The organism is Acidovorax sp. (assembly GCF_016783915.1).
Taxonomy (GTDB): Bacteria; Pseudomonadota; Gammaproteobacteria; order Burkholderiales; family Burkholderiaceae_C; genus Acidovorax.
Genome location: NZ_JADHVT010000173.1, coordinates 1 through 9,007, shown reverse-complemented (window position 1 = coordinate 9,007; position 9,007 = coordinate 1). Strand labels below are relative to the sequence as shown.

Sequence of the window (9,007 nt, the reverse complement as noted above, 5' to 3'; positions counted from 1 at the left end):
CACGCCGGCCTGGCAGCATTTCGCCCGGGTGCTGGTCCCAGAGCCAGTAGGCAACGATCTTGCCCAGGGCGTCGTATTCGATGCCGTTGACGATGGTGTTGGAGCCATTGGCACCGAGCTTGGAGCTGTCGAGCCAGTCAATCTCCAGCACCTGGATCTGCAGGGGCACAGGCAGGCCATCCTCTACGCGCCGCGCGCGCAGGCGCACCAGCACTTCGCCGTCTTGCTCCATGGCGCGGTAGGCCATGGCCTGCAGGCCGTACAGGTCGCTGCGGCCATCAGCATCGGCCACCTTGGCCCATTCGGACCAGAGGGCATCGACGGCGGCGGCGTCCTTGGCGAGGCTGCGGGGGGTGATGCCTGTGCCGATGGTGTTGGCCACCAGGCTTTCGAGCCCGCGCGCGACATATGGCACGTTCTGCACCAGGGCGCGGGCCCGCGTGCGTAGGATGGCAGCATCGGCCATATGGTCAGTGTTTGCGCTGGCACCAGATCGGCGGGGGCGCCAGCCGTCGCGCTGGCTGGCGCCTTCATACGCACGGGTCAGCAGCTCACGGGAGCGCACACGGCGCAGGCCTGCGTCTGGGTTGAGCAGGCCGATGAATCGGTCAATGAGGTTGACTGCAGCTTTGGCCATGGATCAATCCCCCCGCGCTGTGGTGAAGCGCACTTGAAAGGAACCACGGCGCGGCAGAGACGCTGGCGCGCTGCTTGCCGCCATGTCCGCCTGCATCAGGTTACGGGCCTTGATGAGGTCATCCATGTTGCGGTACACCACCTTGCGCCCGTTGACCTCTACGGACAGCTCACCAGTGGCGATGGCGGCATTGATGTTTTGCAGGTCGGTTGGTGTGAATGACATGGTGGTGGGCGCTGTTTACGAGCCGTGGTGAAGCGGCCACGGTACCGGCCCATCTGTCTCATTTCCAGAAAAAATGAGACTGTTTTAGCCCGGGCCTGGGCCTGCTTGCTTGATGACCCGGTACACAGTGGCCCTGCTGATATGCAACCGTCTCGCCACCTCGGTGGCGTTGCGGCCGTTGAACATGCTGAGCACGGCATGCGCTACCTTTTCACGTTTGTTCACCCACACCTTTTCACCTGCAAATTCTGAGCGCACCGCATCCTTCAGTTTGCGCACACCGCACTCGCCTACCTGCACATCGAGCTTCTGAAGCGCAAGCGCCATGGCTGGGTCAGCCAGGATGTAGTCGAAGATGCGGTCCACCAGGTCAGGATCGGCGGAGACAAGGCGGTCGAGCTGGGGCGTGGTGGTGGTGGTTGGCGGGTTTTGCATGGGTTACCAATCGCGGCGGAAGGTGGCTGATGGCTTGGCAGCAGGCTTTACCAAGGCGGGCAGCAGCTTTTCAGGCATCAGTTCACTACTATTTTTGTAGCTGGTTGCGCTTGTTGCACCTGCACTTGCAGGCGATATGGCAAACAAATCAGTGACAACCGGCTGGAAGCGCTGTTCGCGCCGCTCCCAGCTGGGTTCACGGAATGTCTGGATGCCCAGGTGGCAGGCCATGGCGTAGGCGTACACAAAGCAGTCGCCGCCCTCTTCCCGATGGCCTGGGGGCGTGATCCAGCGCATGCTGGCCTTGCCCTGCACGGTGACGGGCATGAGACGGGCGGCGGTCATTTGCTCGAACTCGTCGGTGCCCACCAGTGCCTTGGGCACGTGCACGTAGCCTGGGCCTGCCTGGGTGAGGCGCATGCGGCCATAGATCAGGTGCTTGGCGGTGTCGGTACCGATGGGCCACAGCTTGACGCCGTTGGTGATGGTGCGGCCGCGCCAGTTGATGTCGATGTTGCTGGGCTTGCCGATGATGGGCTTGCCGTACTGGCTGGCGCCCTTGAGTGCAAGCACCTTGGCGTGGGCATGGGCGCGGCAGTAGCTGTACACGGCGTGGGTGTTGTGGCCACCGGTGTCGATGCCGGTGGCCTCGATCAGCATCTGGGCGCCGCTGACGGAATGGATGATGGGCGTGCTGCGGATCTCGGTGAGCCGGGTCCACGGGCTGCCCTCGGTGCCTTCGTCCAGGTTGGGATCGCCGTAGATGATGTGGCGGGCCACCAGCCAGCTTTCTTCACCCCGGCCCCAGGCCCACACGCGGGCCTCCAGGCGGTCGGGCTGGGTGTCCACGCCCATGGTGAGCATCAGGCCACCGCGTGGCACTGTGCCGAAGTCGTAGTCTTCAGCACGTGCGGCCAGGGCGCGGCTGTCGGCACCGGTGCCGACCTCTTCCCATGTCTCGGCCAGGGATGAGTTGAGGAACTTCTTGAGGGGGGCGCTGTTGCCCTCCAGCTTTTTCTTCTGGGCGTTGGTCCATTCTTCGACCAAGCTGGCCCAGCTGCGCCAGCCGAGTGGGCTGTACAGCTTGTTAAGCCAGAAGCCAGCACGCTTGCCCTGGCCAGCGCCAGGCGCCTGTGGCACCCAGATGCCGTTGGCCAGCATGCCGTCTTTGGCGCGCTCTTCAATGGCGCCGCCGCAGTGGCGGCAGATGTAGACCGCCGTCTCGGGCCTGGGCTCGCCGCTCGCGGTCTTGAGCCACTTGATGCCCCAGTCGGTCTTTGCACCCCAGAGCAGGATCTGCGTTTCGCTGCAGTGCGGACAGGGCACGAAATACTGGCGCTGGTCGCTGGCCAGGTATTCCGCCTCGATGATGCTCTGGCCCTTGATGTTGCAGGTGCTGGCGATGATGAGTTTGCGGCGGGCGAAGTTGCTCATGCGCTCTTCGAGCAGCCCGAGGGGCGGGCCTTCGTTGTCCACATCGGCGGGCCACTTGTCCACCTCGTCGGCCACGGCGAAGCCCAGCGGTTTGGAGGCCAGGCTGGCAGCGCTGTTGGCTCCGGCAAAAAACACGGTGAAGCCGCCCTGAATGCTGCGGCTGCGCCAGCTGGTGGACTCGTCTCGGCTTTTGCGCACCGCCACCCGGCCATGCATGGCTGGGGTCTGCATGATGGTGGGGAGGAAGCGCTGGGCGCTGTGGTCCTGGGCGTCCTGCAGCGTGGGCTGCACCATCATCATGTCTTGCGGGTCGGTGTGAATCCGCTGCATGACGGAGTTGTAGAGCACTTCGGACTTGCCGAGCTGGGTGGCAAACCACAGCACCACGCGCTCATACGGCATGTGGCTGCTGGCGCACTGCATGGGCTCGACCAGGTAGGGGGTGCGTTCGTTGCGCCATGGGCCGCGCTCGGGGCCTTTGGCAATGTGCCGGTACTGGGCAGCCCATGCAGCTGTGTCGATGCGCGGTGGCGGCGCCAAGAACTGGGCACGCACGCGGGCCATGACCTCCGCAAACAGCAGGTCCGCGTCGGGCACGTCTCGCGCGGTCAATCGAAGGCCCCTTCGGCGTTCTTCGCCTGCTCAGCTGTGCCGGCCAGATTGGCCAGGGCCTGGTGCAGCTCGGCGTCCAGCATGGTCTGGATGGCGGCGGGGTCAGTCTCCCCAGCGATCAGCGGGGCAATGCGGGCGGGGATCTGCAACAACGCATCGCGCGTGGTGGCGTAGTCGGTGGCCAGCTGGCGCTCCACCACGGCCACGTTGATCATCTCGCGCCGCATCTTGGCCTCGTTCATCTCGGCCATGTTGGCTTCTGAGATTTTTTCGCGGGTGCGGGCGGCCTTGAAGTCTTCGTCTTCCTCGTCGTCATCGGGCAGCGGGGGAAAGGTGCGAGGGTCTGGGCGGCTTCGAGCTGGTGCTGCTGGCGCAGCTGATGTGGCAGGTGCGGACTCGCGGGTTTCCTTGCGGGCGGCCACGCTCAGGTTCTCATCACGCCAGGCGCGAGCGGCCTCCACGCTGTGCACCGGCATGCCCTGCCCCTTGAGCTTGCTGACAGCCTGCTTTGACAAACCGAGTGCCTTTGCCAGCTCGCTCTGCCTCATGTTTTGTCCACTCCAGAGAGTCCACCGTCCACCGTCCACCCTTTCCAAAACCCCTGCACTAGCGCGACATCGGGGTGCGAATTACCCGTGCGGCAACCCTCCCGGGAGGACCCGGACACAATCCGGGGGGTGTTGCGCATCGGCCACAGTCGGCGGGCGCGCATCACGCCGCCACCCCCTGCGCCTGGGCCTCGACGGCTGCGACCACTTCGCGTTCGTAGCCGTCGAACAGGCGCCACTTGTCGCTGTCCCATGGACCGATCCCCATGTGCACCCCCATCGCCTCGACACCGCTGCGTGTGTCACGCCAGTTAGCCGGGATAGCCTGGGCCTGCGACGGTGCCAACGCCGTGTCGAGCCACCGGCTTTCGCGTAACCAGCGCAGCATGGACGGGCAGGCCTTGCCATCGTCACGGCACAACACGGCGGCCTGTGACGCTGCAGCAGCCAGCAGCACCGCGCTGGTCACCGTGCCATCGGCCTGCAGCGACTGCACCAGCTGCGCCACCTCGACCAGGCGAGTGCGCCGCTTCTCGGGGAAGAACGCACCCAGCGCCGTGGCCGTGGTCATGGCCGCAGCCGACGGCATTCCCACCACGCTCTGGGCGACTTGCCCCCCCTGCTGCTCCTGCACGTCCCCGCCCTGCCCGCCGGGCCCCGGGTCTGCTGAATCCTCATGCACCGCACCCGCCCCCCCTGCAGGGGGGTTGGGGGGTTTTATATGGTTATGGTTCTGGTTCTGGGTAGCCGTGCCACTGCCGTGACGTTGTGACGCTGTCACCGTACCTGTCACGGCAGGCGCCGTGACGCTGGGCGTGACGCTATCCGCGCCAGGGAGTGCAATGCCATGCTGTGCACACAGCGCCCGCAGATCACCCATCCTGCTGTTCCATTTGACCGCGACACCCGCCGCTTTCAGTGCAGAAAACATAGCAGACCGCTCAGCACGGCTGCGGGCTTGGCGCTGTTTTTCATTGGACTTCACTACGCCCGCGTCAGCCTGTGCCGCCTTGAACTTGGCAATCTCCCGGTCACAGCGGTGGTGCGTCCACAGCCCGCCATCCTGCTGCTCAAAGAACTCATCCAGCACAAACTGCAGAGCTGCGATCTCTTCAGCGTCACGGCACAGCAGCCGTTTCGCCAGCCGGTCGAAGTCACTGCCATCCAGCGGCGACTCCTTGTCGTAGTAAAGCTCCAGAGCGTCACGGTAAATGGCACGCTCCAGCCGTGACAGGTGCCGTGTCGCTGTGTTGAAGTCACCGATGTGGTGTGGGTAGTGGTTCATGCCAGATCGATATTCAGATGCCTGCGGCTTCCCGGATACGGAACCGCACACGCTTGTCCAGATAGTTCTGCAGATCGCTCTCGCGGGCGATTGCATCCATGCTGATGCGCGGCTGATAGCTGGGCGTGCGCACGAACATCAGCACCGGCTTCAGCTCCACGTCGTGCGTGCCCTTGGCCGCCCAGATGCCCGGGGCCAGGTGGCCGCCACGCAGCCGCCCATAGCTCACAAAGTAGCGCACCCCCAGAGTCGTCTTGTAGACCTTCTTGGCGGCGATGTTGCCAATGCCCTGCTGGTTCCGCAGCCTGGCCTTGCGCTTGTCCGACATGTTGGCCTTGAAGCCCTGTTCACTGAACGCCTGCAGGTACGACAGCAGCTGCTGCACAAACGCGCCGCGCAAGTTGCCCTTGCCGTCATCGCTGCCCGGGTAAGGCTGCTTTGGGATTGCCGTTTGGTAGCCATTGGGCAAGATGCCAGCGCGGCGCAATGCCGACTCGCTGCGCTTATCCGCACGCCGGCCGCCGAACTCCTGGGCCTGCAGCACCTTCTGCGGGTCCACACCCACCTTGCCGCCCTTGCTGGGCGCATTGGTGGTGCTCAACGTGGGCGCCACCGACACACTCAGCTTTTCAGCCGTGGCCGGGAACACCTTGGGCGACCGCTCAATCCACGGCGTGACACCCACAAACGACCCGCGCATGGTCTTTTGCATCTCGCGCCGCACCTGAAACCCGGCATCGTTCAACGCCTTGGCATAGGCTGCCCGCGCCTGGGGCCCGCTCAGTTTGGCCAGCTGCTCCTGCACGGCCTCCTGGTTGCGCAGCACCACGCTCAACTGCATGCTGCCCCCTGCACATCCGCGCCTGACAGCGCAACGTGATACGGCCAGCCAGCCAGATTGCAATTCACCACCGCGCCAGCAGCACGACAGCGCCGCACCACATTGCGCGACGCGTGATACCCCCAGCCGGTGATCTCCACAATCTCCACCAGCCGCAGCGGCCCGTGCTGCAGCAACATGCACAAGGCGCGCGTGCGGGTCATTGCCCAGCCCCCGGGGCCTTACGCATGCGCCCACGCAGCACAGCCACCTGGTGGCCTATGGTGGCGATAAGATCCTGCGCCATCACACTCACCCGGCGCACCGCATTGGGCGTGGGGCAGTCAGCCTGCAAGGCATCAGCCATGGCCGCGCAGAATTCGCCCTGGGCCCGCTGCTGATGCATGAAAGCCTCTACCGGGTCACCATCTGACTGGTCCCGCGCCGCCGGCGCAGCCGAATGGTTCAGCGCCGCCGCCATGGCTTGCAGCACCGCGCAGTTGCCGCTGAAAAACTGAATCGCCACCAGCTCATCCGGCCGCATGTGATGCGTGTCGTTGTTGGGGTTCGCCTTATGCGTCAGCGTATTGGCCGAAACCCCCATGCGCGCCGCCAGCGCCGCCACCCCACCAGGGTAGCTGTGCACCGTGTGATAGATCGCATCGGCCACCGTCATGCCCTGCGGCATGTCGGGCATCGCCTCATCTGCGCCATAGGCAAGACCGGGCGGAATCGAGACATTAATTCCCATGCCAACACTCCACAGAAAAAGCACCCACACCACCCAGCACAGCGGAACACAGCGCACTTGCCTGCGCGCTGCGACCCTGAACAAGTGGGGAAAGGAGGCACCCCGGCCGCTGTGCGGCTTGAACGGAGGTGCGAGTGACAGAACCATTGACCAACCCCAGGCCGCCCCAACGGCAACCACAGGATCCACACATGCCCGCACCAATGGCAGACACGCAAACAAACGAACCAGCAGCACCCCCCACCACCGACCAGCGCTTTGCGGCCCTGGAGCTGCTGCTGCAGCAACTGGTGCTGGTGCTGGAGTGCGAACCCACCTTCACGGCCGACGCCCTGCGCGCATGGAGCACCCTCGCCCGCCAGCGCATGGCCGCCACACGCAGCACAGACCCCGGCACCTTGCAGGCGCTGGCGCAGCTGCAGCAGCGGGTGCTGACATGACGGGCGCCCGCCCTCAATCGCCGGACAATGGCAGTACCACCAACCAAGCCGACGAAAGGGGCAGGCATGAACTTCGAGGAATGGGCCAAAGAATCCATCGACGACCTCAGAAACACACAGCTGACGCACATAAACCGCCTGATGGCGACCGAGGCAATGCTGGAGGCACTACTGGATCGAGTGGATCCAGCGGCCCTTCCGGGGATTGCGGAGGAATACGACGCTGCGCTGATAAGGCTTGCCGAAGGGCTACCACCAGGCATGCAACGGCCGGAGCTTTGGAAGCAGTGGTCAAACTACCTATCAGGTCGGCAGCGACGCGAGCAGCAGAAGGCTGCCCTACGGGGTACACCCGGCGCACGCTGACGCGGCCATACACCGCACCAATGGCCACGACCTGGGGCAAAGCATCAGACACCCCCTCTCGCCGAGCCTCAGACATGGACCGCCTCCTGCTCAGCAATACGGCGTGCCACATAGCCGCGCTCAGCCGCAGCCATCACGAACGCCCAGAGGCTGGGCGCGAACACCCACCAGCACCCGAACCAGGCCAGCACGCCAACCTGGGCAATGCCGCTCAGCCGGAAGAACCAACGCAGCAACCCCGGCGCACTACGGGTCAGGCGCTTGGGTTTGGCCGCCACCACAATGGTGGACACAACCGCCACAAACCAGGACCACACCGCGAACAGATTGCCCGCGCCCTCACTACCACCCAGCAGCCACGCCAGCAACGCCGCCCAGGACGCGACGCAGAGGCCCAGGTTGACGGGCAGATGCCGCCAGCAATAGGGATCGATCGGCAGGTTGCCAGCACCAGAAGCGCTTTCAGCGGACATCAGAACCCCCTAGTGAATGGAAAAATTGATAGCACCCAGCGCAATACAGACCGGCACTACCGCGACGTTTGGTGGGCACCCGCAATCGAAAGACAATGTGCTTCTCACTTCAAACCATCTTTCGAGAGGGATGCCCATGAACACACTCACCGCCAAAGCCCGCTGCACCCGTTGCGGCGGCACGCAGCTCATCCCGCAGCACGTCGGGCAGCCGCGAGACAAGGACACACTCACCTGCGCAAGCTGTGGGCACCAATTCAAGCTGGAGACCAGCGTCAAGCAGTCCCGGCAGGCGATCGAGAAAGCCCTGGCGGACCAACTCAGACGCATTGGCAAGTAGCACGGCAAGCTCGCGCACGAAATCGGCGAGCGTCTGATCCAGTTGCCATTCGAGGGATTGATCGGCCATCACACCACCCCCGCTACGGTTTCAGTAGCAGTGCGGGCCGTCTGAGATTGCTCATCGGCCATAAAAAGATCAGGCCGTCGCACCTTGATGTGGGATGGAATGCCGCGTTTTTTCCAGTTCTCCACCCGCTGCACTCCGCCATCCTTCTTGAAGCCAAGCAGGCAGGCAACCTTGGTACTGCCCCCCAAGCGCTCGATCAGCGCTTTGTCGGAATCAATTGATGTGTCCATGCGGGGTATTACACACCATGTTTAGCACCCAGTCAAACACAGCGTTTAACAACAAGGCGTTTAGCGGCAGAACAATTGAGCCGATGCACGAAACCATGTCTCGCCTTGCAAAAGCCTCTTTCGACCTGAAAGGCGCACAAGGCCCTGCCCAGATCGCACGCCTACTTGGCGAAAGCGAACAAACCCTCACCAACTGGGCCAAACGCGGCGTGTCCGTGCCCGGCGCCGTCAAGGCGGAGCTGATAATTGGCTGCCCCGCCATCTGGGTGCTGTACGGCAAAGGTGAACCTGTTTTGACCGTCGAACAGCAGAGCAAGTACACCTATGCACAAGGACTGGCTC

14 protein-coding genes and 1 pseudogene are annotated in these 9,007 nt (G+C 64.0%); 3 read left to right on the top strand and 12 right to left on the bottom strand.

What is annotated here, in order from left to right:
• From ISS20_RS21470 to ISS20_RS21430, 9 genes are all read right to left on the bottom strand, one after another.
• Positions 1–637 (bottom strand): phage portal protein (locus ISS20_RS21470; protein WP_291439384.1); only part of this gene is annotated, 637 nt, incomplete at its 3' end.
• 3 nt (positions 638–640) lie between these two features.
• Positions 641–862: a hypothetical protein gene (locus ISS20_RS21465; protein ID WP_291439383.1), complete on the bottom strand. Its 222-nt coding sequence runs from the start codon at positions 860–862 to the stop codon at positions 641–643.
• A gap of 84 nt (positions 863–946) precedes the next feature.
• On the bottom strand, positions 947–1,297 hold the full coding sequence (locus tag ISS20_RS21460) for a helix-turn-helix domain-containing protein (protein WP_291439381.1): 351 nt from the start codon (positions 1,295–1,297) through the stop codon (positions 947–949).
• 3 nt (positions 1,298–1,300) lie between these two features.
• Complete coding sequence (locus ISS20_RS21455; RefSeq protein ID WP_291439379.1) at positions 1,301–3,343, bottom strand: phage terminase large subunit family protein; 2,043 nt, start codon at positions 3,341–3,343, stop codon at positions 1,301–1,303.
• On the bottom strand, positions 3,340–3,891 hold the full coding sequence (locus ISS20_RS21450; RefSeq protein ID WP_291439378.1) for a hypothetical protein: 552 nt from the start codon (positions 3,889–3,891) through the stop codon (positions 3,340–3,342). The genes ISS20_RS21455 and ISS20_RS21450 overlap by 4 nt, the downstream gene beginning before the upstream one ends.
• A 163-nt stretch (positions 3,892–4,054) precedes the next feature.
• Positions 4,055–5,176, bottom strand: a complete 1,122-nt coding sequence (locus ISS20_RS21445) for a YdaU family protein (protein ID WP_291439376.1) — start codon at positions 5,174–5,176, stop codon at positions 4,055–4,057.
• Positions 5,177–5,189: 13 nt separating this feature from the next.
• Entirely contained in the window at positions 5,190–6,017 is an 828-nt protein-coding gene (locus ISS20_RS21440) for a hypothetical protein (protein ID WP_291439374.1), read from the bottom strand.
• Entirely contained in the window at positions 6,008–6,220 is a 213-nt protein-coding gene (locus tag ISS20_RS21435; protein WP_291439372.1) for a hypothetical protein, read from the bottom strand. The genes ISS20_RS21440 and ISS20_RS21435 overlap by 10 nt, the downstream gene beginning before the upstream one ends.
• The gene (locus ISS20_RS21430; RefSeq protein ID WP_291439371.1) at positions 6,217–6,771 is read right to left on the bottom strand and encodes a phage regulatory CII family protein; all 555 of its coding nucleotides are present in this window, start codon (positions 6,769–6,771) and stop codon (positions 6,217–6,219) included. The genes ISS20_RS21435 and ISS20_RS21430 overlap by 4 nt, the downstream gene beginning before the upstream one ends.
• Positions 6,772–6,938: 167 nt before the next feature.
• Here ISS20_RS21430 and ISS20_RS21425 point away from each other — a divergent pair, with 167 nt between their 5' ends.
• The gene (locus tag ISS20_RS21425; protein WP_291439369.1) at positions 6,939–7,187 is read left to right on the top strand and encodes a hypothetical protein; all 249 of its coding nucleotides are present in this window, start codon (positions 6,939–6,941) and stop codon (positions 7,185–7,187) included.
• Between the two features lie 66 nt (positions 7,188–7,253).
• On the top strand, positions 7,254–7,553 hold the full coding sequence (locus ISS20_RS21420) for a hypothetical protein (RefSeq protein ID WP_291439367.1): 300 nt from the start codon (positions 7,254–7,256) through the stop codon (positions 7,551–7,553).
• Between the two features lie 68 nt (positions 7,554–7,621).
• Here ISS20_RS21420 and ISS20_RS21415 read toward each other — a convergent pair whose 3' ends face one another.
• The 3 genes from ISS20_RS21415 to ISS20_RS21405 all read right to left on the bottom strand — a co-directional run bounded on the left by ISS20_RS21415 (position 7,622) and on the right by ISS20_RS21405 (position 8,665).
• Positions 7,622–8,026: a hypothetical protein gene (locus tag ISS20_RS21415; protein ID WP_291439365.1), complete on the bottom strand. Its 405-nt coding sequence runs from the start codon at positions 8,024–8,026 to the stop codon at positions 7,622–7,624.
• A gap of 109 nt (positions 8,027–8,135) precedes the next feature.
• Complete coding sequence (locus ISS20_RS21410; protein ID WP_291439363.1) at positions 8,136–8,435, bottom strand: hypothetical protein; 300 nt, start codon at positions 8,433–8,435, stop codon at positions 8,136–8,138.
• The gene (locus ISS20_RS21405) at positions 8,435–8,665 is read right to left on the bottom strand and encodes a hypothetical protein (protein ID WP_291439361.1); all 231 of its coding nucleotides are present in this window, start codon (positions 8,663–8,665) and stop codon (positions 8,435–8,437) included. The genes ISS20_RS21410 and ISS20_RS21405 overlap by 1 nt, the downstream gene beginning before the upstream one ends.
• A gap of 17 nt (positions 8,666–8,682) precedes the next feature.
• Here ISS20_RS21405 and ISS20_RS21400 point away from each other — a divergent pair.
• A pseudogene (locus ISS20_RS21400) lies at positions 8,683–9,007 on the top strand (hypothetical protein); the annotation flags it as partial.

What these genes read in the sequence shown, in the direction of transcription:
- ISS20_RS21425 (WP_291439369.1), top strand. Translation starts at nt 6,939, where the DNA reads ATGCCCGCACCAATGGCAGACACGCAAACAAACGAACCAGCAGCACCC.
- ISS20_RS21445 (WP_291439376.1), bottom strand. Translation starts at nt 5,176, where the DNA reads ATGAACCACTACCCACACCACATCGGTGACTTCAACACAGCGACACGG.
- ISS20_RS21465 (WP_291439383.1), bottom strand. Translation starts at nt 862, where the DNA reads ATGTCATTCACACCAACCGACCTGCAAAACATCAATGCCGCCATCGCC.
- ISS20_RS21405 (WP_291439361.1), bottom strand. Translation starts at nt 8,665, where the DNA reads ATGGACACATCAATTGATTCCGACAAAGCGCTGATCGAGCGCTTGGGG.
- ISS20_RS21410 (WP_291439363.1), bottom strand. Translation starts at nt 8,435, where the DNA reads ATGGCCGATCAATCCCTCGAATGGCAACTGGATCAGACGCTCGCCGAT.
- ISS20_RS21415 (WP_291439365.1), bottom strand. Translation starts at nt 8,026, where the DNA reads ATGTCCGCTGAAAGCGCTTCTGGTGCTGGCAACCTGCCGATCGATCCC.
- ISS20_RS21460 (WP_291439381.1), bottom strand. Translation starts at nt 1,297, where the DNA reads ATGCAAAACCCGCCAACCACCACCACCACGCCCCAGCTCGACCGCCTT.
- ISS20_RS21435 (WP_291439372.1), bottom strand. Translation starts at nt 6,220, where the DNA reads ATGACCCGCACGCGCGCCTTGTGCATGTTGCTGCAGCACGGGCCGCTG.
- ISS20_RS21420 (WP_291439367.1), top strand. Translation starts at nt 7,254, where the DNA reads ATGAACTTCGAGGAATGGGCCAAAGAATCCATCGACGACCTCAGAAAC.
- ISS20_RS21440 (WP_291439374.1), bottom strand. Translation starts at nt 6,017, where the DNA reads ATGCAGTTGAGCGTGGTGCTGCGCAACCAGGAGGCCGTGCAGGAGCAG.
- ISS20_RS21450 (WP_291439378.1), bottom strand. Translation starts at nt 3,891, where the DNA reads ATGAGGCAGAGCGAGCTGGCAAAGGCACTCGGTTTGTCAAAGCAGGCT.